Source organism: Agromyces sp. NPDC058110, from assembly GCF_042884735.1.
GTDB lineage: Bacteria > Actinomycetota > Actinomycetes > Actinomycetales > Microbacteriaceae > Agromyces.
In genome coordinates, this window is the sequence record NZ_JBHVTI010000004.1 from 494171 (window position 1) to 520594 (window position 26424).

Here is a 26424-nt window from a genome sequence, read left to right on the forward strand (position 1 = left end):
TCCGCCGCCCGACCGGCGCCGGCGTCTACGCGGCGAGCCGTCCGACCGCGCGCGCCCGGATCAGCACGGCCTGCCCGTCGGTGTAGGCCACCGGCAGCTCCTCGATCGCCACGACCTCGATCGTCGCCGGATCGGCCCCGGCGAGCCTGGCCCGGTCCGAGGCCTCGCGCGCGGCGTCGTCGCGCGACGCCCGGCCGTCGCCGACCACGCGGTAGACCTTCTCGACCTGGCCGGCCACCTCGCCGAGCGCGGCACCGACGGCGTTCGCGGCGCCGAAGTGCGCGGGCCGGATCAGGTCGCCGACGCCGGCGAGCTCGTCGGGGGCGACGATGCTGCCGCCGCCCACGAGAATGACCGGCACGGGCTCGGCGTTCGGCTTCATCCGGTCGATGGTGTCCTCGAGGAGTTCCCGCATCGCGGCCCAGGCGGCGGCTCCGAGCCCGGGCTCGATCACGGGCGGCTCGAGGCCGTCGATGCTCGCTCCGCCGACGGCGAGCGCGACATCCGTCGCCGTCAGCGTGCGTCCGCCGAAGGCGAGGCCCTCCTCTGGCAGCCGGTAGCCGACGCTGTCGGGCCCGACCGTCACATCTCCGGCGCCGGCGTCTGCGTCGGCATCGGAACCAGCGCCCCGCCCGTCGCCGACGGCGCCCGCGCGCACGATCGAACCGCCGCCGAGCCCGACCGAGAGCACGTCGGGCATGCGGAAGTTCGTGCGGATGCCGCCGATCTCGACCGCGTGCGACGACTGCCGCGGGAACCCGTCGACGAGCACGCCGATGTCGGTCGTGGTGCCGCCGATGTCGACCACGAGCGCGTCGGTGGCGCCCGAGAGGTGCGCCGCGCCGCGGATCGAGTTGGTGGGTCCGCAGCCGATCGTGAACACCGGGAACTCGAGCGCGTAGTCGAGGGTCATCAGCGTGCCGTCGTTCTGCCCGAAGTACGGGGTCGCCGGGATGCCCCGGTCGCGCAGCGCCGCGACGAACCCGGCGGCCATCTGCCGCAGGGTGCGCATGAGGGCGGCGTTCAGCACGGTGGCGTTCTCGCGCTCGAGCAGGCCGAGCGACCCGATGCGCGCTGACCGCGAGATCGGCACGTCGAGCTCGGAGGCGACGATCTCGGCGACGCGCTCCTCCTGGTGCTCGTCGATGGGCGAGAACACGCCCACCACGGCGACCGCATCGACCTCCCCGCGCATGCGCGCGCACGCGTCGCGCACGGCCTGCTCGTCGAGCGGCGCGAGCACGCGACCGTCGATCTCGTATCCACCCCTGATCAGGTACGCGTGCTCGCCGATCGCCGCACGGAGGTCGGCGGGCCAGCCCTCGAGCGGCGGAACGGCCGTCGTAGCTGGCGCACCGAGTCGCAGGATGCCGACCCGGCCGAGGCCGCGCCGCTCGACGATCGCGTTCGTGCAGTGCGTCGTGCCGAGCATCGCGTGGGTCACGAGCGAGGGGTCGACGCCGGATGCCTCGAGCACGGCGTCGATGGCCGCAGCCACGCCGTCGCCCGTGTCGGCCGTGGTCGGCCGCTTGACCGAGGCGACCACGGCGAGCCGCTCGTCGAGCACGACCGCGTCGGTGTTGGTGCCGCCGACGTCGATGCCGATGCGGTAGCCGGGGGTGATCGTGCGGGCGTCCATCACGCCGCCTCCTTCCGTGCGCGGGCACTCGAACCGCCGGCGGAACCGGCCTCGGCCTCGGTCGCGGCCCTGGCCTTCGCGAGGTCCTCGACCGGCACCCAGTCGACGTCGTAGCCGAAGTGGGCGGGCCCGGCGGTCTCGAGCCCGATGGGGGTGCGCCACTTCTCGTGGCAGGGCATCGCGATGATCGAGACGCGCGCGCCGTAGCGCAGGGCCTCGGTCGTGATCGGCATGCCGGTCGCGAGGTCGAGCACTGCGACCAGGTCGGGCGTGACCGCGGCGAGCTCGCCGTCGCGTCGCGCGAGCAGCATCTCGTTCTGGAAGTCGAGGCGGAAGGAGCTGCCGCGATCGACCCCGACGCCGTCGAGCTCGGCGGCTCCACGCGTGAAGCCGCCCTCGACGGCGCGCTGCAGGTCGACGACCTTGCCGTCGAAGAGCCGCACCGCGTCGAGCTCGTCGCAGAGCGCGGCGATCTTCTGGTCGTCGCGCAGTTCGCCGCCGCCGGCGCCCCGGCCGCCCAGGATGCCGCCGATGCGCTTCGCGAGCGTCAGCGTCTCGGGGATCGCGCAGTCGCGCACGACGTCGCCGCCGTACGCGTAGTCGATCATCGTGGCGCCGCCGCCCATCTCGACCGTCGCGGCGCGCGCGAGGCGCTCCGACCACGCGCCGTCGACGGGGCGCATGACGATCTCGTTGCCGTGGTGGTCGACGAGCACGGTCGCCCCCGGGCCGTGGCCCGCGAGGTGGAACGTCACCATCTGCGCCTCGGGGAAGGCGCGCCCCATGGCGTCGCCGTCGACGATGGGGAGCCCGGCGATCGCCGCGGTCGCGATCGGCACCATCGAGTTGCCGCCGCCGACCTCGATGGGCATCACGGCCGTCGGCGTGCGACCGGTCGCACGCTCGATGGCCTGAAGCGCCAGGAGCAGCTCGGACTCCGACTGGATGCGCTCGACGCCGACCGACGGCGCGCCGATGCCGCCGATCGGCACCACGAAGTCGTCATCGGAGAGGTCGTCGACCGCGAGCATCGGAACGTCGCCGTGCAACCGGATGAGCCGCTTCGCGATGAGCGCGCCGACGTGCGGGTCTCCGCCGCCGCCGGTGCCGAGCACGGTGGCGCCGACCGCGATCTCGTCGATGTCGGCCTCGGTGATCACCCGGCCGGATGCCTCGGAGGAGGTGTGCCGTGCGGTCATGCCAGCACCTCGTCGGCGCGGCCGTCGGCGACGCGGTCGCCGGGCAGGCCGGACTCGACGGCATCGCCGGCCTCGGCCGCCTCGGCCGCCTCGGCCGAGACCGCGGCATCGCGGCCGCCGCGGCGGTGCAGCGGCAGCAGGACGAGGTAGGCGACGAAGCCCGCGAGGAGCCCGTCGAGCGCCGAGATCGTCGTGAGCGAGAACCAGCCGAATCCGGGGCCCGCGGCGGGGTCGGTCGTCGCGAGCGCGACGAGGATGCCGACCGCCCATGCCACCACGGCCCAGACGTGGATGAGCGGGGCATCCGAACCGTGCTGCCAGCGCGCCGCGCGGCGGGCCGTGAAGTACGAGGCCAGGTACACGCCGCCGTACGGGGCGATGATCGTGCCGATGAGCAGGATGAACGGCACGAAGTAGTCGGCGGCACCGAGCACGCCGAGCACGATGCTGATGATGCCGAGGCCGATGGTCGACGCGCGACGCGGCAGGCGCTCGCTGATCGACGCGAAGGCGAGGCCGGCCGAGTAGAGGTTGGTCGTGTTCGTCGTCCACTGGGCGAGGATGAGCACGACCACCGCGACGGCGCCGAGCCCGAGCACGAAGAAGATGAGCATGAGCTCGGACTCGTTCACGATGCGGGCCAGCACGATCGCGACGACGAGGATGATCGAGTTGCCGAAGAAGAACCCGACGAATCCGGCGGCCATGGACTGCTTCGGGGTCTTCGCCCAGCGCGCCATGTCGGGCGCGAGCACCACGCCGAGCACGAAGATGCCCATGACGAGCGACACGGCGGCGCCGAACGAGATGGCGGTCTCGACCGGCGCGTCGAGGCCGGCGGTGCCGTTCACGACGAAGGCGACCACGATGCCGACGACGAGCAGCCCGAGCAGCAGCGGCACGGCGAGCGAGCTCAGCCGGCTGATCGCTCGGTAGCCCCAGAACGCGGTGAGCGCCATGAGCACGCCGCCGATCGCGGTGAACACCTGCACGGGCACCTCGACGCCGGTGAACTGGGTCACCGCGATCTGGGCGTTGAGGCCGAAGAACCCGGCCTGCACGGCGAACCAGCCGACCAGGCTGATCGAGATGGCGAGGGCGAGCACCGCCCCGCCGATGCGGCCGAACACCGCACGGGCGATGACCGCCGACGAGAAGCCGGTCGCCGCGCCGACGTAGGCGCAGGCCATGGCGAGCAGGCCGAGGAGCAGCGAGCCGAGCATCGTCGCCCCGATCGCCGTCCAGAAGTCCATGCCGTTCGCGAGCTGCACGCCGAGGAAGGCGCCCGAGAGGTCGATGCCGATGGCGATCCAGACGGCCGCGATCGAGATCCAGCCCTTCCGCTGGTCGTGGGGCACGGCGTCGTGTTCGTAGTCCGTGGTGTTCATGTGGGTTCCTTGGGAGTGGGGGGTCGAACGGTGGGGGTGGGTGCAGGCCGCGTGAGGGCGACGGCCGCTAGCCAGGAGCTCGTGGCTCCGGCGCGGCGCGATGCTCATCGGGGACGGCTCGCGGTGAGGATCGCGGAGAGGTACCGCCATGCCTGGTCGAAGCGCTCGCGGTGGAGCTCGGGGCTGTAATGGGTCAGCTGCAGGAACAGGCCGTCCATGATGACGAACACGAGCGCCGTGAAGCCGTCGGCGTCGCCCGGCGTGAAGCTGCCGGCCGCGACGCCGTCGTCGTAGGCCTCCCGCACCGCCTCGGCGAGCGCGGACTCGGAGTCGAGGAAGATCTCGCGCAGGCCCTCTCCGTCGGGCGCGATCTCGGCGACCGCGGCGCGCAGGCTGAACTCGGCGTAGTCGGTGCGGTCGCGATAGTACGACTCGATGCCGCCGAGCAGGTGGTGCAGTCGATCGAGGGGTTCCATGCTGCTGCTCCGTCTGGCGAGGGCTTCGAAGTAGGCGGTGTGCTCGACCACGACCTCGGCGTAGGTCGCCTCGTAGAGCGCCTCCTTGCTGGCGAAGTGCGCGTAGAGCGAGGGCGTCTTGATGCCGACGGCCTCGGCGATCTCGCGCAGGCTCGTCTCGGCGTACCCCTTGCGCCCGAATGCGCGGCGCGCCTCGGTGACGATCCGTGCTCTGGTCATCGCGTTCCGCCCGCCTGTCGACTGCCTAACGATCGTTAGTTAGGGGAACGATAGGCGGTCGCGCCCCGGTCCGCAAGAGGTGTGACGCCGGATGCGCCAGGGCCCCTTGGCAACGTCGGCGGGTCGGGCCACGATGGAGCGATGGATGTCACCGACTGGCTGCTCGAGTCCGACCCCTCCGTGCGCTGGCAGGTCATGCGCGACCTGCTCGACGAGCCCGACGACGTCGTCGCCGCCGAGCGCTCGCGCGTCGCGAACGAGGGCTCCGCCGCACGGCTGCTCTCGCTGCAGACGGCCGACGGGTACTGGGGCGGCGAGGCCTACGGCATCGACGGCGACCGCCGCAGCGTGATGTGGACCCTGCAGTCGCTGCGCCGCCTCGGCGTCGACCCCGAGGCCGAGGCCGTCCGCACCGCGATCGACCGGGTGACTGCGGGAGTGCGCTTCAACGAGGATGACGGCGGGCTCCCCTTCTTCGACGGCGAGGTCGAGGCGTGCGTCAACGGCGGGGTGCTCGCGGCATCCGCCTACTTCGGGGTGCTCGGCGAGGGCGCCGAACGCATGGTCGGGCTGCTCCTCGACGGGCAGCTCGACGACGGCGGCTGGAACTGCGAGCCGATCGAGGAATCGAGGCGCTCGTCGTTCGACTCGACGCTCTGCGTGCTCGAGGGGCTGCTCGCCCATGAGGTCGCGTCGACGGCAGCCGGTTCGGCACCCGATGCCGCCCTGATCGACGCCCGCCACCGCGGCGAGGAGTACCTGCTCGAGCGCAACCTCTACCGCCGCAAGTCGACCGGCGGCATCGTGCGCGAACGCTACGAGAACTTCATCTTCCCGCCGTACTGGGTCTACGACGTGCTGCGCTCGCTCGACCACTTCCGCGCAGCGGGGCTCGTCGACGGCACGGCCCCCGATCCGCGCCTGGCGCCCGCGGTCGACCTGCTGCTCGAGCACCGCCGCGACGGCGGCACCTGGGCCGCGGGCGACCCCTGGAACGGGGCCGTGTTCTTCGCGCTCGACGCCGCACCCGGCGAGCCCAGCCCGTGGAACACGCTGCGCGCCCGACGCGTGCTGCGCTGGGCGCGACCCGACGCGCTCGACGAGCTGCTGCCGCCCGCCGAATAGGGCGGCGAACGATCGTGCGACCGTCCCGCCCCGCGAGCGCGAAGCGCCCCGCACGCCCGAGGCCCGCGCGTCGGGGGCGGGGCGCGGTCGTCGCCGTGCTGCTCGCGGCCGCCGCGGCCGCAGTCGCCCTGTGGTGGCGGTGGCTCGCGCGTCGCCAACACCACTGGCGCACGGCCCTCGCCGAGGCGATCCCGGTGAACTCGGCGTACTGGCGCGAGCAGCGCGCCGGGCCGGGCGAGCTGCTCTACGTCGCGATCGGCGACTCCGCCGCGCAGGGCATCGGGGCGAGCAGGCCCTCCCACAGCTACGTCGGATTCATCGGGCGGGCGATCGCCGCGGCATCCGGTCGCCCGGTGCGCACCGTCAACCTCGGCATCTCGGGGGCGACGCTGCGCATCGCACTGGACTCGGAGCTACCGGTGCTCGAACGGCTCGAGCCCGACGTGCTCACGGTCTGCATCGGCGCGAACGACATCGCGGACTTCGACGTCGAACGGTTCGAACGCGAGATCCGCGAGCTGTTCGGCGCGTTGCCCGACCACGCGATCGTGGCCGACCTGCCGAGCTTCTACTTCCCGCCCGCGCAGGCGAAGGTGCGGGCCGCCAACCGCAGGCTGCGCGCCGCGGCCGCCGCGCGCGGGCTGACGGTGGTGCCGCTGTTCGCCCGCACGAACCGTCAGGGCATGTGGGGCGTGACGACGCAGTTCGCGGGCGACCTGTTCCACCCGAACGACCGCGGGTACCGCATCTGGGCCGACGCGTTCCGACCGGCCGTCACGTCACGGCTGGCGGCCATCTGCGCCGTCGGTCCGGGCGCGTGCGCAGACCGGTGAGGCGGATGCCGCGGCATCCACCTCACCGGCCTGGGACGCCTCAGGCGGTGGCCGTCGCGTCGGCGGTCGCGGTCGGAGCCGGGCGCGGCGCTGCGGCCTCCCAGCGGAACCCGTCGGGATCGGTCGCCGCCCCGCCGTCGCCGACGATGACGATGCGGTGCGAACCGCTGCCCTCGATCGGCACGCCCGCGTCTTTCGCGAGCGCCTTGCGGGCGTAGAGGCCGAGCCGGATCGGGCTTTCGTCCATCGAGAACTCGGCGTAGGCGCCGAAGCTCTTGCCGACGCGCAGGCCCTGCTCGGTGTAGAAGCGCTTGCTCGCGCCGACGTCGCCCGAGCCGAGCAGCAGCACGACGGACTCGACCGCGCGCGAGGCCGGACGGGTGTCCTTCTTCGCCGAGGTGGCGATCTTCCAGATGGTGCCGTCGGGGGCGCGCACGGTTCCGCCGTGGCCCCACATGGACTTCGTGACGGGCTTGATCGGCGTGCCTCCCGCGGCGACCGCGGCGTCGAACAGCGAATGGACGTCGGCCGGCTGGGCGGCGACCAGCGAGAGCGTGAACCCGCGGAACCCGCTGCTCGCGGCATCCGATCGCCGCACGCGAACCCGGTCGCCGAGCCCGAAGGCGCTGTCGTAGAAGGCTTCGGCGGCTGTGACGTCGGTCGCCTCGATGATGATGGAGTCGATGGTGTTCATGTTGTTCACGCTACGAACCGGGCGGTGCACCCCGCTTCTCGATTCCTGACCGGATGCCGCACCCGGATGCCGCACCCGGACGATCTGCCCCGGGGCGGGCCTCTCCCAGCCGAAGTGCGTCAGACTGGAAGTGCGCCGCCGTCCGCGAACCCTCGCGCAGGCCAGGGCGCAGGAGAACCCACCGTGACCTTGATTCCGCAGACGGCGACCGAGCCGCTCGACATCGCGAGCATCCGCGCCGACTTCCCGTACCTCGCGCAGGAGCTGAACGGCTTCCCGCTCGCGTACCTCGACTCGGGCGCCACCGCCCAGCGCCCCGTGCAGGTGCTCGACGCCGAACGCGCGTTCCTCGAGCAGGCGAATGCGGCCGTACACCGCGGCGCCTCGACGCTCGTAGGCACCTCGACCATGGCGTTCGAAGATGCGCGCGCGACGGTCGCCCGCTTCGTCGGCGCCGGCGAGCGCGAGATCGTCTGGGCCGAGAACGCGACCGACGCGATCAACATCGTCGCGCTCGGCATGGCGGATGCCGCGGCCGGCCTCGGCGGCTCGGAGGCCGACGTGTTCCGGCTCGCCCAGGGCGACGAGATCGTCGTGACCGAGGCCGAGCACCATGCCGACCTCATCCCGTGGCAGCGGCTCGCCGCGAAGACGGGCGCGACGCTGCGGTGGATCCCCGTGCACGACGACGGCACGTGGACCATCGACGACGCGGCGTCGGTCATCGGGCCGAACACCAGGCTCGTGGCCTTCGCGCACGTGTCGAACGTCACCGGGCACATCGCACCCGTCGCCGAGGTCGTCGAGCTCGCCCACCGCCACGGCGCCCTCGTGCTGCTCGACGCCTGCCAGTCGGTGCCGCACCGCCCGACCGACTTCGCCGCGCTCGGCGTCGACTTCGCGGCCTTCTCGGCGCACAAGATGCTCGGCCCGAACGGCATCGGCGTGCTCTACGGCCGCGAGCACCTGCTCGACGCGCTGCCGCCCGCCCGCACGGGCGGTTCGACGATCACGACCGTGACCATGGAGACCGCCGACTTCCTGCCGTCGCCGCAGCGATTCGAAGCCGGCACGCAGCCCGTGTCGCAGGCGGTCGGGCTCGCCGAGGCCGTGCGCTACCTCGAGCGGCTCGACATGCGCCGCGTGCACGAGCACGAGGTCGAGCTCGCGGCACTGCTCGTCGACGAGGTCTCGCGCCTCGACGGCATCCGGCTCGTGGGCAGCGGCCCCGGTGTCGAGCGCGGCGCCCTCGCGAGCGTCGACGTGCCCGGCGTGCATGCGCACGACGTGGGCCAGTTCCTCGACTCCCGCGGCATCGCCGTGCGCGTCGGGCACCACTGCGCGCAGCCGCTGCACCGCCGACTCGGCCTGCGGGCCACGACCCGCGCGAGCGCCTACGTCTACACGACCGCCGACGAGGTGCGCCGGTTCACGGCCGCCCTCGCCGAGGTGCGCGACTTCTTCGGGGTGAACGCATGAGCGACCTGTCGGGCCTCTACCAGGAGCTCATCCTCGACCACTCCAAGCGTCGCGTCGGCGACGGCGCCCTCGCCGACCCGCAGGCGTCGCACCACGAGCTGAACCCCACGTGCGGCGACGAGATCACGCTCGGCATCCGGCTCGACCCCACCGGCACGACGGTCGAGGCCCTCGGGTGGGAGGGCGACGGATGCAGCATCTCGATGGCCTCGGCCTCGGCGCTCACCGAGCTCGTGGTCGGCGCCGACACCGCGCACGTGCGCGAGCTCATCGACGGATTCCGCACGATGCTGCGCTCCCGGGGCGCCGGCGAGCCCGACGAGGAGCTGCTCGGCGACGCCATCGCGTTCCACGGGGTCTCGAAGTACGTCATGCGCGTCAAGTGCGCGATGCTCTCGTGGGTCGCGCTCGAAGCGTGCCTCGTCGAGGCCGGCGCCGCGGTGAAGACGCCCAGCCAAGAGGCTTAGGCTCGTAGCACCGCCGACGCCGACCTGAAAGAGGTTCCCCCTGCCATGAGCGACGAACTCGAAGTCTTCAACCGCCGCGAGTCCGAGGTGCGCGGCTACGTGCGCGCGTTCCCGGTCGTGTTCGACCGGGCCGTCGGCTCGACGCTGGTGGGCGAAGACGGCCGCGAGTACCTCGACTTCTTCGCGGGCGCCGGCGTGCTCAACTACGGGCACAACAACCCCCTGTTCACGCGTGCCCTCATCGAGTACCTCGAGCGCGACGGCATCATCCACGGCCTCGACATGGCCACCTCGGCCAAGAAGGCGTTCATCGAGGCCTTCGAGCGTCTCGTGCTCGAACCCCGCGGGCTCGACCACAAGCTCCAGTTCACCGGCCCGACCGGCGCGAACGCCGTCGAGGCGGCGCTCAAGGTCGCACGCCAGGCCACCGGCCGCACGAACGTCGTCGCCTTCACGAACGCGTTCCACGGGCTGAGCACGGGCGCACTGGCCGCGACCGGCAACAGCCACTACCGCGGCGCCGCGGGCATCACGCTCGACAACGTCACGCGCCTGCCCTACGACGGCTATCTCGGAGCCGACGTCGACACCCTCGACCTGCTCGAGAAGATGCTCGACGACCCGGGTTCGGGCGTCGACCTGCCCGCCGCCGTCATCGTCGAGGCCGTGCAGGGCGAGGGCGGCATCAACGTCGCGAGCGCCGCGTGGCTGCAGCGCCTGCGGGCCATCACGGCTGAACGCGGCATCCTGCTGATCCTCGACGAGATCCAGGCGGGCGTCGGCCGCACCGGCGAGTTCTTCGCGTTCGAGGAGTCGGGCATCGTTCCCGACATCGTGACCGTCTCCAAGTCGATCTCGGGCTCGGGTCTGCCGATGTCGCTCGTGCTGTTGCGCCCCGAGGTCGACGTCTGGAAGCCCGGCGCCCACACCGGCACCTTCCGCGGCAACAACCTGGCGTTCGTTTCGGCGCGCGCGGCCCTCGAGAACTACTGGGCCGACACCGCACTCGTCGACGGCGTCGCCGAGAAGTCGGCGCTGCTGCGCGCCGAGCTCGAGCAGATCGCCGCAGCGAACCCCCAGCAGGACTTCGTCGTGCGCGGTCGCGGCCTCATGTACGGCCTCGCGTGCGACGCCGACCGCGGCCTCGCGGCCCGCATCTCGAAGCAGGCGTTCACGCGCGGCCTCGTGATCGAGACCTCCGGCGCCTACGACGAGGTGCTGAAGTTCCTGCCCGCGCTCACGATCACCGAAGACGAACTCCGCGCCGGTCTCGCGATCGTGCGCGAGAGCCTCGCGGCAGCCCTGGCCGAGTGACGCGATGACCGCGCGGCCGGCCGAGGCGCACGGGAGCGCCTCGCCCGGCGCAACCGCGGCCGCGTCGCCCGGCGCTCCCGCGGCCGCGCCGCGCGGCGCAACCGTCGCGCCCGAAGGCCGGCCGCGCGTGCTCGGACCCGTCGTCGACGACCAGACCCGGTGCGTGCACTACCGCACCGAGCTCGACGTCGTCGCGATGAGGTTCTTCTGCTGCGGGGAGTACTACCCGTGCCATCTGTGCCATGCGCAGGCGGCCGGGCACGCGGCATCCCAGTGGCCCCTCGATCGACGTGACGAGCGCGCCGTGCTGTGCGGGGTCTGCGGTTCGGAGCTCACGATCGACGAGTATCTCGGTGCCGCAGACTGCCCCCGCTGCGAGGCGCCGTTCAACCCCGGATGCGCCCTGCACACGCACCTCTACTTCGAGCTGTGAGCCGCCCGCCCCGGCGGCGGGATGATGGCGCCCTCCCACGGGGTCGGTAATACTGGAGGGACCCGGGGGGAGGGTCCATGACGGTACTCGGCAGGCAGGCCGATGGCAGACGGACGCATTCGCGTCCGTCGATTCCTGTGCTGTGGGCGCTGCTCGCGGCGGGTGCGGTCGTCGCGGCCCCCCTCGCGACCGGTCCGCTCGCCGCCACGGCCGCCGACGGCAGCGTCTCGGGCACCGTCTTCCAGGACTACGACTCCGACGGGGTGTTCGACCCGGCGCCGACCGACCCCGCCGCGCCGCGCGAACGCGGCCTCGCCGGGGTGACCGTCACGGCGTACGACGCGCACGACACCGCGGTCGGCACCGCCGTCTCCGCCGCCGACGGCACCTACACGCTCAGCGTCACGGCCGCATACACCGATCAGATCCGCGTGCAGTTCACCGACCTGCCCATCGGCATGTACCCCTCGTTCTCGGTGCTGAACCCCTCACCCGGCCAGTCGGGCTCCAACGTCCGCATCACGACCCTCGGCGCGACCGGCATCGACTTCGGCGTCAACGCCCCCGACGACTACTCCGGGGCCGGGCTCGACACGCCGGTCGTCTCGCCGATCGTGTACGCCGGCCAGCGCCAGTTCCAGGTGAACGCCGCGAACCCCGAGCAGGGCGTTTCGCTGGCGGCCTACCCCTGGCAGACCGGGTCGACGAGCCCGAGCGCCGCGAACGACTTCAACTTCGTGAACGACGGCGCGTATCCCGGGCCGTACTTCGGCCTGCCCGACGGCCGGACCGCTCTCGCGACGTTCGACCAGACCGGGGCGCTCTGGGCCACGGTCGGCCAGAAGAGCACGGGCGACGTCTTCGCGGCCTCGGTGCTCCGCCGCCAGGTCGACTTCGGCCCCGGCGGGTTCGCCGCGATCTACCGCGTGCCGACCGTCATGGATCCGGCGACCGGACGCATCGGCACCCCCGGAGCGGTCGAGACCTGGCTCGACCTCTCGACCCTCGGCATCGACTTCGGCACCTTCGACACCGACTACACGGCGCGCGGGCTGCCCTACGGCAACGGCAACCCCGGCGGCTTCATCCGACCGCAGGACCCGGCCGGCGACGACGCCGCCTACGTCGGGGCCGGGAAGATCGGCATCGGCGGAATGGCGATCTCGAGCGACCAGTCGGCCCTGTACGTCATGAACCTCGCGCAGAAGCGCATCGAGGTCATCGACATCGCCTCGAAGACGCTGCGCACGTCGATCCCGCTCGGCCTCGCGGACGCCGACCGGCCGTGGGCGCTGGCCGTGCTGCACGGCCGACTCGTCGTCGGGTACATCGAGGACTCGACGGCCGCCGGCATCGACGGCGTGAAGGCCGTCGTGCGCGCCGCCCCCGAATCATCGCCTGCGGACCTCGCGTCGCCCGGGTCGGAAGTGCTCCGAGCCGACCTCGACTACCAGAAGGGCCAGGCGTTCGCACCGGGCTCCTCGACGTGCGCGATCGCTCAGAACATGCACTCCTGTGTGTGGCATCCGTGGCGCGACACCTTCGACGCCGCCGAGTTCGGCTTGAACGACCCGACCGACACCAACATCGCGTGGCCGCAGCCGATCCTCTCCGACCTCGCGCTGTCGGCCGACGGCGACCTCGTGCTCGGATTCGCCGACCGCATGTCGTTCCAGATCGGATACCAGAACGTCGCGCCGTTCCTGGGATCGGCGGTGGAACCGACGGTGGCGTACCAGGTGTTCTCCGCGGGCGACCTGCTGACGGCGTCGGCGAACCCCGACGGCTCGTTCACCCTCGAGAACGACGGCACGGTCGGCGGCAAGACGACCGCCGGTAGCACCGGCCCCCTCCCGCAGGGCCCGGGCGGCGCCGAGTTCTTCAACGACAGCAACGTCTTCGCCACCGACGTCGGCCGCCGCGACGAGCACCAGGAGAACACGACCGGCGGCCTCGCGGCACTCCCCGGCGCCGACCAGATCCTGTCGTCGGGCTATGACACGGTGAGCGAGTTCCGCACCAACGGCTTCGCCTGGTTCGACACCGACGACGGTCAGCCCGTGCGCGGCAGGATGACCTCGATGCCGATCGAGGGTTCGCTGGCCAAGGCCGGCGGGCTCGGCGACGTCTCCGCGCTGCTGCAGCTCGCTCCGCTGCAGATCGGCAACGTGGCCTGGTACGACGCCGACCACGACGGCCTCCAAGACCCCGATGAGCCTCCGGTGCCCGGTGTCACCGTCGAGCTGCGCGATCCGGCGGGCACGGTGATCGGCACGACGACCACGGATGCCGCGGGACAGTACTACTTCAGCTCGGCCGGGTCGGGCGGCGTCAACGACACGGCCGGGTTCGTCCCCGGCGGCGGCGACTACACGGTGACGTTCGTGAAGCCGACCTCGGGCGACCTGTTCGACGGAGACGCCCGATTCGGCACCGTGCCGTGGTCGGCGGTGACCTTCACACTGCAGGGCGCCGGATCCGATCCGACGATCGATTCCGATGCGGATCCCGCGACCGGCGTGGTGCCGTACACGGCCGGCGGCCCCGGTGAGAACGACCCGAACCTCGACGCGGGGTTCTACGCGGAGACCTCCTTCGTGGTGGCCAAGGCGGCGGGCGATCCGCAGCCGCTGCCCGGCACGTACACGCTCGACATCGAGGGCCGCGACTTCCGCGGCGATCCTTACGTCGTGACCCCGTCGACGGTGACGCTCCCCGTGGGCGGCTCGCAGACCATCACCGGGATCCCGGTCGGAACGCAGGTGCAGGTGACCGAGGCGACCGACCCCAACCACTCCGTCGTGGTCGATCCCGCCGGATGGGTGCTCGTCGAGGGCGGCAGCCCGGTGACCACCATCACCGCGACGAACACCCGGGTGCTCCCCGCCGGGTTCGACATCACGAAGGCGCTCTACGATCCGTTCGGCGTCGTGCCCTCCGACACCGTCTACACCGGCACCTGGGAGTGCACGTTCGAGGGGGGCCCTGCCGGGTCCGGCACCTGGCAGGTCGAGGCCGGCGCCACGACGCACGTCTTCGACGATGCCATACGGGTCGGCGCGACCTGCACGATCGCCGAGGACCCGCCGTCGACCACGACCGACGGCGACTGGCAGCCCTCCGCCGTCGCCCCGGCGACCGTGACGCTCGGACCCGACGGCGGCGACGTCGAGGTCGTCACGGTCACGAACGCGTTCGTCGTCGCATCCACCGGGTTCGAGATCCTCAAGCGGGTGGAAGACCCGAGCGGTTCGGTTCCTGCGGGCACCACGTACACCGGCGAGTGGTCGTGCACGTTCCGCGGGCAGCCGGTGGGCTCCGGCACCTGGAGCCTCGCAGCCGACGGGACCACGGTCCCGCTGGCGACCGACCTCCCGGTCGGTTCGGAATGCACGGTCTCCGAGGACCCCGGAGCCTCGGGGCTCGCCGGCACCTGGCAGCGCAGCGTCTCCGGAACGGTCACGCTCGGCCCGACCGGTGCGACCGTGCCGGTGGTGACGGTGACGAACAGCTATCGGCCGCCCACGCCGCTCCCCAACACCGGTGTCGACGCCACCGCGCCGCTCGCGGCGGGCATCGCGCTCCTCGCGGCCGGGCTCCTGCTCGCCTTCGGCAGCCGACTCCGACGACGCGCGGATCGCTCCTGACGCGCGTCTTGCCCTCGGGTCAGCCCGCCGGCGTCGCGAGGTCGGGAACGAGTGGGATGACCGCCTCCGATGCGTCGGGCTCGAGCACGACCACGAGCGGTTCGGAGCCGCCGGTCTGGGCGACGACCCGGCGGAGCAGTCCGTCGCGGTCGACCGCGTAGGTGACGAGGCGGTTGACGCGCTCGTCCTGCCCGGGCGCGACGTAGACGTCGACCTCGACCCTGTCGACCTCGTCGCCGCCGATGAGCAGTGCACCGTTCTGACGGAGCAGCAGGGGGTTCTCGGGGCGATCCGACGCGAGGTTCAGCACGAACGCGAGCGCCGAGTCGAGCGGGTCGTCGGCGACGAGCGGCGCCGTGGTCCACTCGCCGTCGGGCAGCGCGGCATCGAGGTCGGGCTCCGCGGCGACCTCCTGCACGGCTTTCCCCGACAGCGTCCACTGCAGCAGGGCCCACCGGCCGTCACCGGCGTCGACCGCCGCGGTCGCCTCGTGGGCGCGCATGTCGGCGCGACCGTCGAGGTGCAGCACCTGGCCGTCGACGGGCACCGTCGCCGACAGCCGCACCCGCTGCTGCTCGTACACGCGGAACCGTGCCACCGCGAGCCGTTCGGACTCCTCCTGCGTGACGGGGCGTTCGGTCTCGCTCGGCGTCGGCGCGGGGCTCGGGCTCGACGCCGTGCAGCCGGTGAGCAGGGCGACGAGGGCGAGCACCGCGGCGAGCACGGCGGGCGCGGCGGCGGGTCGGTGCGTCATCGAGCGGTCCGATCGAGGAGCAGGTCGTCGCCGGGCACGCCGATCGCCTCGAGATCGATCTCGGGCACGGCGATGCCCGGATCGGCATCGCTCGGCATCGACGGCTGCGGCGGCGGGGCGACCACGTCGGTGAACGGGATGCCCGCCGGTGCGGCCGCACCCGTGATCGCGACGCCGGCAGCGCGCGGGCTGCCGCCGGCGGCGCAGTCCCACCCGGTGAGGAGACCCGACGGCGAGGTCGTCGTGATGGTGTCGCCGGTCGCGCAGAGGCCTGCACCGGGAGCGCGCTCCGATGCCGTGTACGCGAGGTCGAGCACGTTGCGGTCGAGGACGTTGGCCTCGAGGCGATTGCGATCGGGCGGGATGTCCTCGCTCGACCCGATCATGACGCCCGCGGTCGGATGCCCCGACACCAGGTTGCGGAGCAGGAGGTCGTCTTGACCGCCGGAGATCGCGACGCCGATGCCGAACGCGCCGTTCGCCTCCTCGGGGGTCTCGGCACGCGCGTTGTCGGAGACCAGGTTGCCGGCGAACGTCGTGCCGCTCTGCGGCACGAACGCCTCCTGGTAGTCGGAGAGGATCGAGGCGCCCACCCGGTTGCCCGTGAACCGGTTCTGCACGACGGTCACGGGGGCGCTGGCGTTGGTCTGCTCGTAGCCGACCGCGTTGGACTCGGCCACGTTCGAACGCACGACGATGTCGCACTCGAGGCACTGCCCGACGTAGATGCCGGAGTCCGCGTGACCCGAGGCGTAGTTCTCCTCGATGACGCCGTGCTGGGCGTCGAAGGCGTAGATGCCGTACAGTCCGTTGTTCGACGCGGTCACGTACCGGACGGCGAACCCCTGGAGGGGCGGGTACTCGTCGGGGTCGAGTCGCGTGTACCCGTCGCTGCCGCGCGCGAGCCCGCCGTCTTCGGTGAGCCCGGTCACGAGCACGCCGTTCAGCGTGTGGTCGCGCACCGTGAGGTTCTCGACGGCGACCCCGGGCGCCGTCACCACGATGCCGTTCGGGCGGAGCCCCCCGCCGTCGATCACGACGCCGTCGCGGTCGGTGCCGTGCAGCACGATCTCGGGCGTCGAGATCGCGACGGACTCCTCGTAGACCCCGGCGGCCACCTCGATGCGGTCGCCCGGACGCGCCTGGTCGACCGCGGCCTGGATCGTGTCAGCGTCGCCCGGCACGTCGATCGTGCGCGGCGAGGTCGAGGCCTCGGGGGCCGCTTGCGCACAGCCGCCGAGCAGCAGCGCAGCCGACGCGAACAGTGCAACGAGGGTTCGCGCGGGCATGCTTGTCATCCTATCGACGCCCACTTAAGGTGAACCTATGTCCCCGGACGACCACTCGCCGACGGGCACCAGCAGACGCGGATTCCTGCTCGCCGGAGTCGGGGCTGGGGTCGCCGGAGTGGTCGCCGGGGCGGCAGCCGGGTTGGCCGTCGGGGGCTCGTCCACCGGGACCGACGGCGAGCCGCGGGGCGACTCCCGGCCCACCACGATCGAGCCCGGCGGAGCGCACCAGGCGGGCGTCGACCGACCCGAGGTCCTGCAGCGCCATCTCGCGCTGTCGGTGCTCGACGTCGAGGCGGCGCGGCTCGCCGACCTGCTCGACGCGGTCGGTGCACGCATCGCCGACCTCGCGACGGGGGCCGATCCCGCGCTCGCCGGACTCGACCCGTCGAGGCTCACGGTGACGGTGGGCGTGGGCGGCCGCGTCCTCGCTGCGCTCGGGCTCGAGGCGCCCGCGACCGAGCTGCCCGCGTTCCGCCGCGACGAGATCCCCGACGAGCGCACCGGCGGCGATCTCCTCCTGCTCTGCCGGGCCGACGACGGCGCCGTCGCCTCGCTCGCGCGCAGTACCCTCTGCGGGGTCGTCGGCGGCACCGAGCGCTGGCGCAGCGACGGGTTCACCTCGGCTCCAGACGGGCCGGCCACCCGCAACCTCATCGGATTCCACGACGGGCTCAGCATCCCCCGCACGCCGACGGAGCTGCAGGAGTCGGTCTGGGTTCCCGAAGGCCCGTTCGCCGACGGCACGGTCGCCGTCATCCGGGTCATGCCGATCGACACCGCCGCGATCGAGTCCCTGGCTGTGCCCGATCAGGAGCGCCTGGTCGGGCGGAAGCGGTCGAGCGGTGCGCCGCTCTCCGGCGGGAGCGCACTCGACGACCCCGACCTGCACGCGAAGTCCGCTTCCGGGGTGCCCGACATCCCGGTCGACGCGCATGTGCGACGCGCGCATCCGCTGCCGGCCGGCCTCGACGGGCTGATGCTGCGGCGCAGCTATTCCTACAGCGCCGGGCCTGAAGACCAGGGGGCGGTCTTCGTGTCGTTCCAGCGCGACCGTGAGTTCTTCGTGCGCACCCAGCAGCGCCTCGACGAGGGCGACGCGCTGCTCGATCTCACACGCACGACGGCATCGGCCGCGTTCGTCGTGCTTCCGGGATTCACGGCCGAGCGTCCGCTCGGTTCCGCGCTGCGGGCCTGACGTCTGGCCGCCGCCGAGCCGCCGCGACGAGCGCCGCTCCGAGCTCGCGCTAGGCCCGCCTCAGGTGCCCGCGATCTCGGCGACCCGCCGCGGGTGAGCCTTCCCTAACCTGAGGGCCGCTCGATATCGTCGCCGTATGGCCACGTCGGCGGGGGTAGACGGTCCGGCTTCCGATGCGCTGCTGCGCGTCGGGAGGTTCTTCACGAGGTGGGACGAGACGCCCGATCACCGGGCGGCGTTCCTCGAGGGCGGCCGTCAGGGCGACGCCTTCTACCGCGACCGGTGGAGCCACGACAAGGTCGTGCGATCCACGCACGGCGTGAACTGCACGGGTTCGTGCTCGTGGAAGGTGTACGTCAAGGACGGCATCATCACCTGGGAGGCGCAGCAGACCGACTACCCGAGCGTCGGCCCCGACCGCCCCGAGTACGAGCCCCGCGGATGCCCCCGCGGGGCCGCGTTCTCGTGGTACACCTACTCCCCCACGCGCGTGCGGTACCCGTACGTGCGCGGGGTGCTGCTCGACGCCTACCGCGAGGCGAAGGCCCGCACGGGCGATCCGGTGCTCGCGTTCGCCGAGGTGTCGAAGAACCGCGAGACCAGGCGCCGCTACCAGCAGGCCCGCGGCAAGGGCGGGCTCGTGCGGGCCACCTGGGCCGAGGCCGTCGAGCTGGTCGCCGCCGGCTACGTGCACACGATCAAGGAGTACGGCCCCGACCGGGTCGCCGGGTTCTCGCCGATCCCGGCGATGTCGATGGTGTCGCACTGCATCGGCACGCGGTTCACGCAGCTCGTCGGCGGGGTGATGACGAGCTTCTACGACTGGTACGCCGACCTGCCGGTGGCGAGCCCGCAGGTGTTCGGCGACCAGACCGACGTGCCGGAGTCGGGCGACTGGTGGGATGCCACGTACCTCATGATGTGGGGATCGAACGTGCCCGTGACGCGCACGCCCGACGCCCACTGGATGGCCGAGGTGCGCTATCGCGGTACGAAGGTGGTCACCGTCAGCCCCGACTACGCCGACAACACGAAGTTCGCCGACGAATGGCTGCCGTGCCAGGCCGGCACCGACGCGGCGCTCGCGATGGCGATGGGGCACGTGCTGCTGAAGGAACACTACGTCGATCGCCGCGAGCCGTTCTTCGTCGACTTCTCGCGGCAGTACACCGACCTGCCGCACCTGGTCACGCTCGTCGAGCACGCCGACGGCGGGCTCGTGCCGGGCAAGTTCCTCATGTCGGCGGACCTGCCCGGCGAGGCATCCGCCCCCGAGGAGTCGTGGAAGACGGTGCTGATCGACGCGGCGAGCGGCGAGCCGGTGGTGCCGAACGGGTCGATGGGCTTCCGCTACGCGGAATCCGGCGAGGGGCGCTGGAACCTCGACCTCGGCGACACCGTGCCCGCGCTGTCGCTGCGCGACGCGAAGCTCGAGACCGACGACGTCGAGGTGCTGCTGCCGAGGTTCGACGCGCCAGACGGCTCGGGAGCCGTCGTGCGCCGCGGCGTGCCCGCGACCCGGGTCAACGGTCGACTGGTGACGACCGTCTTCGACCTGCTGCTCGCGCAGTACGGCGTCGGCCGCCCGGGGCTGCCCGGCGACTGGCCCGCCGACTACGACGACGTCGACTCGCCGTACACCCCCGCCTGGCAGGAGGACCTCACGGGCGTGCCGGCCGAGGCGTGCATCCGCGTGGCCCGAGAGTTCGCGCAGAACGCGATCGACTCGGGCGGACGCTCGATGATCATCATGGGCGCGGGCATCTGCCAGTGGTTCCACGGCGACGCGACCTACCGCGCGATCCTGTCGCTGCTGATCCTCACGGGCTCGATGGGCCGCAACGGCGGCGGATGGGCGCACTACGTGGGCCAGGAGAAGTGCCGCCCGATCACCGGGTGGCTCTCGCTCGCGAACGCGCTCGACTGGGTGCGGCCGCCGCGCACGATGATCGGCACGGCCTACTGGTACATGCACACCGACCAGTGGCGCTTCGACGGCTACTCGGCCGATGCGCTCGCGTCGCCGCTCGCGGAGGGCAACTTCGAGGGCATGCACACGGCCGATGCGATCGCGCAGTCGGCGCGCCTCGGGTGGATGCCGTTCTACCCGCAGTTCGACCGCAACCCCCTCGAACTGGCGGATGCCGCGGCGGCCGCCGTTGCCGCGGGCGAGGCGCCGGACGCGGCATCCTTCGTGGCGGCGAGGCTCGGCGACGGCAGCCTGAAGCCCGCCATCTCCGACGTCGACGCCCCCGAGAACTGGCCGAGGCTGCTCACGCTGTGGCGTTCGAACCTCATGGGGTCGTCGGCCAAGGGCAACGAGTACTTCCTGAAGCACCTGCTCGGCACCCACAGCAACGTGATGGCGAGCGACGAGGCGTCCGTGCGCCCGAACGACGTGAAGTGGCACGACGAGATCCCCGAGGGCAAGCTCGACCTGCTCGTCTCGGCCGACTTCCGGATGACGTCGACGACGTTGCTCAGCGACGTCGTGTTCCCCGCCGCGACCTGGTACGAGAAGCACGACCTGAGCTCGACCGACATGCACCCGTTCGTGCACGCGTTCACGCCCGCGATCGACCCGCCGTGGGAGGCGAAGAGCGACTTCGACCTGTTCCACGCGATCGCGCGGGAGTTCTCGCGGCAGGCGGCGACGCACCTCGGCACCCGGCACGACCTCGTCTCGGTGCCGATGCAGCACGACACCCCGGGCGAGACGTCTCAGCCCGGCGGCGTCGTGCGCGACTGGGCCAGGGGCGACGCACCGGCCACCCCGGGCAAGACGATGCCGAACTTCGTCGTCGTCGAACGCGACTACACCGCGATCGCCGACCAGCTCGCGACCGTCGGCCCGCTGGCCGACAAGCTCGGATTCACGACGAAGAACGTCACGTACGACCTGAAGCACGAGGTCGAGCGGCTCGCGAAGCAGCACGGCGTGATGCCGACCGGCCCGGCCGCGGGCCGCCCCGCGATCGACACCGACATCAAGATGGCCGAGGCGATCCTCTCGTTCTCGGGCACGACCAACGGCGAACTCGCGGTGCAGGGCTTCAAGACCCTCGAGAGGCGCGTGGGCAAGCCGCTCGCCGACCTCGCCGAGGGCTCGGAGGAGAAGCGCATCACGTTCGCGATGACGCAGTCGTCGCCGCAGCCGGTGATCACGAGCCCCGAGTGGTCGGGTTCCGAGACCGGCGGCCGTCGGTACGCCCCGTTCACGGTGAACATCGAACGCCTGAAGCCGTTCCACACGCTCACGGGCCGCATGCACTTCTACCTCGACCACGACTGGATGCGCGATCTCGGCGAGGCCATGCCGGTGTACCGGCCCCCGCTCGACATGCACCGCCTCTTCGGCGAGCCGAAGCTCGGGCCGGGCGGTGAGCAGCAGGTCGTCGTGCGCTACCTGACCCCGCACTCGAAGTGGTCGATCCACTCGGAGTACCAGGACAACCTCTTCATGCTCTCGCTCTCGCGCGGCGGACCCACGGTGTGGATGAGTCCGTCGGATGCCGCGGCCATCGGCGCATCCGACAACGACTGGGTCGAGTGCGTGAACTCGAACGGCGTGCTCGTGGCGAGGGCGATCGTCTCGCACCGCATGCCCGACGGCGTGGTCTACGTGCACCACGCGCAGGAACGCACGATCGACGTGCCGAAGTCGGAGGCCACCGGGCGGCGCGGCGGCATCCACAACTCCGTGACGAGGCTGCTCGTGAAGCCGACGCACCTCATCGGCGGGTACGCGCAGCTGTCGTACACCTTCAACTACCTCGGACCGACCGGCAACCAGCGCGACATGACGGCGACGATCCGCCGCCGGTCGCAGGAGGTGACGTACTGATGGATGCAGTCGACGAACGCACCACGACCGCGATCGATGCGTCGGGGGTGAGTCGCTGATGCGGGTGATGGCACAGATGGGCATGGTCATGAACCTCGACAAGTGCATCGGATGCCACACCTGCTCGGTCACGTGCAAGCAGGCGTGGACCAACCGGGCCGGCACCGAGTACGTGTGGTTCAACAACGTCGAGACGCGGCCCGGTCAGGGGTATCCGCGCCGCTACGAAGACCAGGAGCAGTGGAAGGGCGGGTGGGAGCTCAACGGCCGCGGCCGGCTGAAGCTCCGCACCGGCAGCCGCCTGAAGCGTCTCCTCACGATCTTCTCCTCGCCCGTGCAGCCGAAGCTCGAGGACTACTACGAGCCGTGGACCTACGACTACCAGACGCTCATCGATGCGCCGCTCGGCGACGACTTCCCGGTCGCGCGCCCGAAGTCGCTCATCACGGGCGAGGACACGAAGATCACCTGGTCTGCCAACTGGGACGACGACCTCGGCGGCGCGAGCGAGATGGGGCACCTCGACCCGGTCGTCGAGAAGGTCCGCCGCGAGTCGGAGGACAAGATCAAGTTCTCGTTCGAGCAGACGTTCATGTTCTACCTGCCGCGCATCTGCGAGCACTGCCTGAACCCGTCGTGCATGGCGTCGTGCCCATCGGGCGCGATCTACAAGCGCGAGGAGGACGGCATCGTGCTCGTCGACCAGGACCGCTGCCGCGGCTGGCGGCAGTGCATCACCGGGTGCCCGTACAAGAAGATCTACTTCAACCACAAGACCGGCAAGGCCGAGAAGTGCACCATGTGCTACCCGCGGCTCGAGGTCGGCATCCCCACCGTCTGCTCCGAGACCTGCGTCGGGCGGCTGCGCTACCTCGGGCTCTTCCTCTACGACGCCGACCGCGTCACGGCGGCGGCCGCCACGCCCGACCCGCAGGACCTGTACGAGGCGCAGCTCGACCTCATGCTCGACCCGAACGACCCCGAGGTCATCGCGGCCGCGCGCGAGCAGGGCATCGCCGACGACTGGATGGACGCCGCACGGCGTTCGCCGGTCTACGCCCTCGCCAAGACGTACCGGGTGGCGCTGCCGCTGCATCCGGAATACCGCACCATGCCGATGGTCTGGTACATCCCGCCGCTCTCGCCCATCGTCGACCTGCTGAGCGAGCAGGGGCACGACGCCGAGTCGGCCGGTACGCTGTTCGGCGCGATCGAGGCGCTGCGCATCCCCGTCGAGTACCTCGCCGAGCTGTTCACGGCCGGCGACACCGACCTCATCACGGGCGTGCTGAAGAAGCTCGCCGCGATGCGCGCGTACCTGCGCGACATCACGCTCGACCGTCCGCGCGACGAGTCCATCCCCGAGGCGGTGGGCATGGACGGCGGCACGATGTACGAGATGTACCGCCTGCTCGCGATCGCGAAGTACGACGAGCGCTACGTGATCCCGACGGCGCACTACGAGCGGGCGCACGAGCTCGAGGAGCTCGGCTGCTCGCTCGACTTCGACGGCGGGCCGTACGAGAACGGCGAGTCGGGGCCGTTCGGCGAGGCGAGCGGCCGCCCGACGCCCGTGGCCGTCGAGACCTTCCAGGCGCTGCGCGAGCGGCAGACCTCCGATCGTGCGGCCGACGCGCAGTCGATGCGCGGCCGGGTGAACCTGCTCAACTGGGACGGCAACGGGGCGCCGAGCGGACTGTTCCCGCCGCCGTCGAAACCCGAGCCGCCGGGCGATGCGGATGCCGCGGGGGGCCGGCCGTGAGCCGCGCCGACGCCCGTCGGGCGATCGTCTACCAGGCGGCGTCGATCTGCCTGAGCTATCCCGACGAGGAGGTGCTCGGGTTCGCCGACGTCGTAGGCGACGCGCTCGGGGAGACCGACCCCGCCGCCGCGGCGGCCTTCGCACCCCTGCTCGACTGGTGGGCCGGCACCCCCGCCGCCGAGGTGCAGCGCACCTACGTCGACCTCTTCGACATGTCGAAGCGGCATGCGCTCTACCTCTCGTACTGGACCGACGGCGACACGAGGCGTCGAGGCGTCGTGCTCACCGAGTTCAAGCAGCGCTACCGCGAGTCGGGCGTCGTGCTGGGCGACACCGGCGAGCTGCCCGACCACCTGCCGCTCGTGCTCGAGTTCGCCAGGCACCGCCCCGACGAGGGCGCCGACCTGCTGCAGTCGTACCGGGCGAGCCTCGAGCTGATCCGGCTCGCGCTCGACGAGCGATCGTCGCCGTACGCGGGCGTGGTCGCCGCCGTCTGCGCGACCCTGCCCGGGCGATCGCCGGAGGACCGCCAGCAGGCCATGGCGATGGCCGCGGCCGGCCCGCCTTCCGAGTCGGTCGGGCTCGACCCGTACGATCCGCGCCTCATCCCCCTGCAGCCGACGGGAGGCCGCTGATGGACGTCGTGCTCTGGGGCATCCTGCCCTACGTCATGGTCGCGATCCTCGTCGGCGGCACGATCTGGCGGTACCGCTACGACCAGTTCGGGTGGACCACGCGCTCGTCGCAGCTCTACGAGTCGCGGCTGCTGCGCATCGGGTCGCCGCTGTTCCACTTCGGACTCCTCGTGGTGATCATCGGCCACGTCGTGGGCCTGCTGATCCCGAAGGCCTGGACCGAGGCGGTGGGCGTCAGCGAGGAGATGTACCACGTCATGGCCCTCGGCCTCGGCACGATCGCCGGCATCGCGACGCTCGTCGGCGTCGGCATCCTGATCTGGCGTCGACGCACGACCGGACCGGTGTTCATGGCGACGACCAAGAACGACAAGACCATGTACGTCGTGCTCGTCGCGGCCATCGTGGCCGGCCTCGCGACGACGGTGATCAGCGTGTTCGGCCCGCACGAGGAGGTCACCTACCGCGACACGGTGTCGCCCTGGTTCAGGTCGCTGTTCATCCTGCAGCCCGACATCCAGGCCATGTCGGAGGCCTCCTTCGCGTTCCAGCTGCACACGCTCATCGGCATGCTGCTCTTCATGATCTGGCCGTTCACCCGGCTCGTGCACGCGTTCACCGCGCCCGTGCACTACCTGTTCCGGCCGTACATCGTCTACCGATCCCGAGACGCCAGACCGAGCCCGAGCGCCGGCATCCGCCGAGGCTGGGCGCCCATCGGCACGCCCGACCGCGAACGCGACCGGGCCGCCGACCGCACCGGAAGGGGAACACGATGACCAGCCCAGCCGCACCGCCGGCGGCGACGCGGGCCGCCCTGGAGGGACGCGGCCGCAACCTCGGCCTCGCCCTGCTCGCATTCACCATCACGTTCTGGGCGTGGAACCTGATCGCCCCGCTCGGCGTGAGCTACGCGGAGCAGATCGGGCTGGATGCCACGCAGCAATCGTTGCTCGTCGCGACCCCGGTGATCGTGGGCTCGCTCGGCCGCATCGTCACCGGCGCCCTGACCGACCGCTTCGGCGGCCGGCTCATGTTCACGGTGCTGACCGCGTTCTCGGCGATCCCGGTGCTGCTCGTGATGTGGGCCGGAGATGCGGGCTCCTACGCGCTGCTCATCGTGTTCGGGTTCCTGCTCGGCATCGCCGGCACCACGTTCGCGGTCGGCATCCCGTTCGTGAACGCCTGGTACGACCCGACCCGCCGCGGCTTCGCGACCGGACTCTTCGGGGCCGGGATGGGCGGCACGGCGCTCTCGGCGTTCTTCACGCCCCGATTCGTGCAGTGGTTCGGGTACGACGCGACGCACTGGATCATCGCGATCGCGCTGCTCGTCGTGGCCGCGATCGTGTGGCTGTTCATGCGCGACGCCCCGACGTGGAAGCCGAGCACCGACAAGGTGCTGCCCAAGCTCGCCGCGGCGTCGAAGCTCGCGGTGACCTGGCAGATGGCGTTCCTCTACGCCATCACCTTCGGCGGCTTCGTCGCGTTCTCGACCTACCTGCCGACATATCTCCACGAGGTGTACACCTACGACCTCGCCGACGCCGGCGCGCGCACCGCGGGCTTCGCGATCGCCGCCGTGATCGCGCGGCCGCTCGGCGGCGTGCTGAGCGACCGGATCGGCCCGGCGAAGGTGCTGATGATCTCGCTCGCCGGCACGGCGGTCATGGCCGTCGTCGAGACGTTCGTGCCCCCGCCCGAGATCCCCGCGGGTGCGTCGTTCGTGCTCATGGCCGGGTTCCTCGGCCTCGGCACCGGCGCCGTGTTCACCTGGGTCGCGCAGAAGTCGCCGCCCGAGCGCGTCGGCACGGTGACGGGCATCGTGGGGGCCGCCGGCGGCCTCGGCGGGTACTTCCCTCCGCTCGTCATGGGTGCGACGTACAGCGCGACCGGCAACTACGTGCTCGGTCTGCTGCTGCTGTGCGTCGCCGCGCTCGTCGCACTCGTGTTCACGATCTTCCTTGCCCGGCGCAACCCGAAGGAGAACGCGCCGGCAGCGTAGGCCGCTCGGCCGCGACGGTCGCGT

20 protein-coding genes are annotated in these 26424 nt (G+C 71.7%); 13 read left to right on the forward strand and 7 right to left on the reverse strand.

Annotation, left to right across the window (positions count from 1 at the left end; genetic code table 11):
* Positions 1-25 precede the first annotated feature (25 nt).
* From ACFVS8_RS12505 to ACFVS8_RS12520, 4 genes are all read right to left on the reverse strand, one after another.
* Positions 26-1639 (reverse strand): hydantoinase/oxoprolinase N-terminal domain-containing protein, encoded by a 1614-nt coding sequence (locus ACFVS8_RS12505; RefSeq protein ID WP_387062429.1) that lies wholly within the window; start codon positions 1637-1639, stop codon positions 26-28.
* On the reverse strand, positions 1639-2838 hold the full coding sequence (locus ACFVS8_RS12510) for a DUF917 domain-containing protein (protein WP_387062432.1): 1200 nt from the start codon (positions 2836-2838) through the stop codon (positions 1639-1641). Before ACFVS8_RS12510 ends, ACFVS8_RS12505 begins: the two co-directional genes overlap by 1 nt.
* On the reverse strand, positions 2835-4226 hold the full coding sequence (locus ACFVS8_RS12515; RefSeq protein WP_387062435.1) for a cytosine permease: 1392 nt from the start codon (positions 4224-4226) through the stop codon (positions 2835-2837). The genes ACFVS8_RS12510 and ACFVS8_RS12515 overlap by 4 nt, the downstream gene beginning before the upstream one ends.
* 104 nt (positions 4227-4330) lie before the next feature.
* A complete protein-coding gene (locus ACFVS8_RS12520; protein ID WP_387062438.1) occupies positions 4331-4921 on the reverse strand; it encodes a TetR/AcrR family transcriptional regulator in 591 nt (196 codons plus the stop codon).
* A 141-nt stretch (positions 4922-5062) separates the two neighbouring features.
* Here ACFVS8_RS12520 and ACFVS8_RS12525 point away from each other — a divergent pair, with 141 nt between their 5' ends.
* Together ACFVS8_RS12525 and ACFVS8_RS12530 are read left to right on the forward strand one after the other, a co-directional pair.
* Positions 5063-6046 (forward strand): hypothetical protein, encoded by a 984-nt coding sequence (locus tag ACFVS8_RS12525; protein ID WP_387062441.1) that lies wholly within the window; start codon positions 5063-5065, stop codon positions 6044-6046.
* 14 nt (positions 6047-6060) lie between these two features.
* The gene (locus ACFVS8_RS12530; RefSeq protein ID WP_387062444.1) at positions 6061-6879 is read left to right on the forward strand and encodes an SGNH/GDSL hydrolase family protein; all 819 of its coding nucleotides are present in this window, start codon (positions 6061-6063) and stop codon (positions 6877-6879) included.
* A 40-nt stretch (positions 6880-6919) separates the two neighbouring features.
* On the opposite strand, the gene ACFVS8_RS12535 is transcribed toward ACFVS8_RS12530, so the two are convergent.
* Positions 6920-7573, reverse strand: coding sequence for a glyoxalase (locus tag ACFVS8_RS12535; RefSeq protein WP_387062447.1), 654 nt, complete (start codon positions 7571-7573; stop codon positions 6920-6922).
* Between the two features lie 189 nt (positions 7574-7762).
* On the opposite strand from ACFVS8_RS12535, the gene ACFVS8_RS12540 reads away from it, so the two are divergent.
* The 5 genes from ACFVS8_RS12540 (at position 7763) to ACFVS8_RS12560 (ending at position 14913) form a co-directional block, all read left to right on the forward strand.
* Complete coding sequence (locus ACFVS8_RS12540; protein WP_387062620.1) at positions 7763-9052, forward strand: SufS family cysteine desulfurase; 1290 nt, start codon at positions 7763-7765, stop codon at positions 9050-9052.
* Complete coding sequence (gene sufU, locus ACFVS8_RS12545) at positions 9049-9519, forward strand: Fe-S cluster assembly sulfur transfer protein SufU (RefSeq protein WP_387062450.1); 471 nt, start codon at positions 9049-9051, stop codon at positions 9517-9519. The genes ACFVS8_RS12540 and sufU overlap by 4 nt, the downstream gene beginning before the upstream one ends.
* A 45-nt stretch (positions 9520-9564) precedes the next feature.
* Entirely contained in the window at positions 9565-10833 is a 1269-nt protein-coding gene (ectB, locus tag ACFVS8_RS12550; protein WP_387062453.1) for a diaminobutyrate--2-oxoglutarate transaminase, read from the forward strand.
* Positions 10834-10837: 4 nt separating this feature from the next.
* The gene (locus ACFVS8_RS12555) at positions 10838-11266 is read left to right on the forward strand and encodes a CHY zinc finger protein (RefSeq protein WP_387062456.1); all 429 of its coding nucleotides are present in this window, start codon (positions 10838-10840) and stop codon (positions 11264-11266) included.
* A gap of 137 nt (positions 11267-11403) precedes the next feature.
* Positions 11404-14913: a DUF5979 domain-containing protein gene (locus tag ACFVS8_RS12560; protein WP_387062458.1), complete on the forward strand. Its 3510-nt coding sequence runs from the start codon at positions 11404-11406 to the stop codon at positions 14911-14913.
* Positions 14914-14932: 19 nt separating this feature from the next.
* Here the strand turns inward: ACFVS8_RS12560 and ACFVS8_RS12565 are convergent, their stop codons facing one another.
* Together ACFVS8_RS12565 and ACFVS8_RS12570 are read right to left on the reverse strand one after the other, a co-directional pair.
* Positions 14933-15667 carry a hypothetical protein gene (locus tag ACFVS8_RS12565; protein ID WP_387062461.1) on the reverse strand — a complete coding sequence of 245 codons (735 nt, stop codon included), beginning with the start codon at positions 15665-15667 and terminating at the stop codon, positions 14933-14935.
* Positions 15664-16956: a nitrous oxide reductase family maturation protein NosD gene (locus tag ACFVS8_RS12570; RefSeq protein WP_387062463.1), complete on the reverse strand. Its 1293-nt coding sequence runs from the start codon at positions 16954-16956 to the stop codon at positions 15664-15666. The genes ACFVS8_RS12565 and ACFVS8_RS12570 overlap by 4 nt, the downstream gene beginning before the upstream one ends.
* Positions 16957-16993: 37 nt before the next feature.
* Here ACFVS8_RS12570 and ACFVS8_RS12575 point away from each other — a divergent pair, with 37 nt between their 5' ends.
* The 6 genes from ACFVS8_RS12575 to ACFVS8_RS12600 all read left to right on the forward strand — a co-directional run bounded on the left by ACFVS8_RS12575 (position 16994) and on the right by ACFVS8_RS12600 (position 26400).
* A complete protein-coding gene (locus tag ACFVS8_RS12575; RefSeq protein ID WP_387062466.1) occupies positions 16994-18154 on the forward strand; it encodes a Dyp-type peroxidase in 1161 nt (386 codons plus the stop codon).
* A 136-nt stretch (positions 18155-18290) separates the two neighbouring features.
* Positions 18291-21998 carry a nitrate reductase subunit alpha gene (locus tag ACFVS8_RS12580; RefSeq protein ID WP_387062469.1) on the forward strand — a complete coding sequence of 1236 codons (3708 nt, stop codon included), beginning with the start codon at positions 18291-18293 and terminating at the stop codon, positions 21996-21998.
* A gap of 58 nt (positions 21999-22056) precedes the next feature.
* The gene (narH, locus tag ACFVS8_RS12585; RefSeq protein ID WP_387062472.1) at positions 22057-23760 is read left to right on the forward strand and encodes a nitrate reductase subunit beta; all 1704 of its coding nucleotides are present in this window, start codon (positions 22057-22059) and stop codon (positions 23758-23760) included.
* Entirely contained in the window at positions 23757-24395 is a 639-nt protein-coding gene (gene narJ, locus ACFVS8_RS12590; RefSeq protein WP_387062475.1) for a nitrate reductase molybdenum cofactor assembly chaperone, read from the forward strand. Before narH ends, narJ begins: the two co-directional genes overlap by 4 nt.
* On the forward strand, positions 24395-25174 hold the full coding sequence (gene narI, locus ACFVS8_RS12595; protein ID WP_387062478.1) for a respiratory nitrate reductase subunit gamma: 780 nt from the start codon (positions 24395-24397) through the stop codon (positions 25172-25174). The genes narJ and narI overlap by 1 nt, the downstream gene beginning before the upstream one ends.
* Positions 25171-26400 carry a nitrate/nitrite transporter gene (locus tag ACFVS8_RS12600; RefSeq protein ID WP_387062481.1) on the forward strand — a complete coding sequence of 410 codons (1230 nt, stop codon included), beginning with the start codon at positions 25171-25173 and terminating at the stop codon, positions 26398-26400. The genes narI and ACFVS8_RS12600 overlap by 4 nt, the downstream gene beginning before the upstream one ends.
* Positions 26401-26424 lie beyond the last annotated feature (24 nt).

Coding starts and splice junctions, on each gene's coding strand:
- ACFVS8_RS12505 (WP_387062429.1), bottom strand. CDS start 1,639: ATGGACGCCCGCACGATCACCCCCGGCTACCGCATCGGCATCGACGTC.
- ACFVS8_RS12510 (WP_387062432.1), bottom strand. CDS start 2,838: ATGACCGCACGGCACACCTCCTCCGAGGCATCCGGCCGGGTGATCACC.
- ACFVS8_RS12515 (WP_387062435.1), bottom strand. CDS start 4,226: ATGAACACCACGGACTACGAACACGACGCCGTGCCCCACGACCAGCGG.
- ACFVS8_RS12520 (WP_387062438.1), bottom strand. CDS start 4,921: ATGACCAGAGCACGGATCGTCACCGAGGCGCGCCGCGCATTCGGGCGC.
- ACFVS8_RS12525 (WP_387062441.1), top strand. CDS start 5,063: ATGGATGTCACCGACTGGCTGCTCGAGTCCGACCCCTCCGTGCGCTGG.
- ACFVS8_RS12535 (WP_387062447.1), bottom strand. CDS start 7,573: ATGAACACCATCGACTCCATCATCATCGAGGCGACCGACGTCACAGCC.
- sufU (WP_387062450.1), top strand. CDS start 9,049: ATGAGCGACCTGTCGGGCCTCTACCAGGAGCTCATCCTCGACCACTCC.
- ectB (WP_387062453.1), top strand. CDS start 9,565: ATGAGCGACGAACTCGAAGTCTTCAACCGCCGCGAGTCCGAGGTGCGC.
- ACFVS8_RS12555 (WP_387062456.1), top strand. CDS start 10,838: ATGACCGCGCGGCCGGCCGAGGCGCACGGGAGCGCCTCGCCCGGCGCA.
- ACFVS8_RS12565 (WP_387062461.1), bottom strand. CDS start 15,667: ATGACGCACCGACCCGCCGCCGCGCCCGCCGTGCTCGCCGCGGTGCTC.
- ACFVS8_RS12570 (WP_387062463.1), bottom strand. CDS start 16,956: ATGCCCGCGCGAACCCTCGTTGCACTGTTCGCGTCGGCTGCGCTGCTG.
- ACFVS8_RS12575 (WP_387062466.1), top strand. CDS start 16,994: ATGTCCCCGGACGACCACTCGCCGACGGGCACCAGCAGACGCGGATTC.
- ACFVS8_RS12580 (WP_387062469.1), top strand. CDS start 18,291: ATGGCCACGTCGGCGGGGGTAGACGGTCCGGCTTCCGATGCGCTGCTG.
- narH (WP_387062472.1), top strand. CDS start 22,057: ATGCGGGTGATGGCACAGATGGGCATGGTCATGAACCTCGACAAGTGC.
- narI (WP_387062478.1), top strand. CDS start 24,395: ATGGACGTCGTGCTCTGGGGCATCCTGCCCTACGTCATGGTCGCGATC.
- ACFVS8_RS12600 (WP_387062481.1), top strand. CDS start 25,171: ATGACCAGCCCAGCCGCACCGCCGGCGGCGACGCGGGCCGCCCTGGAG.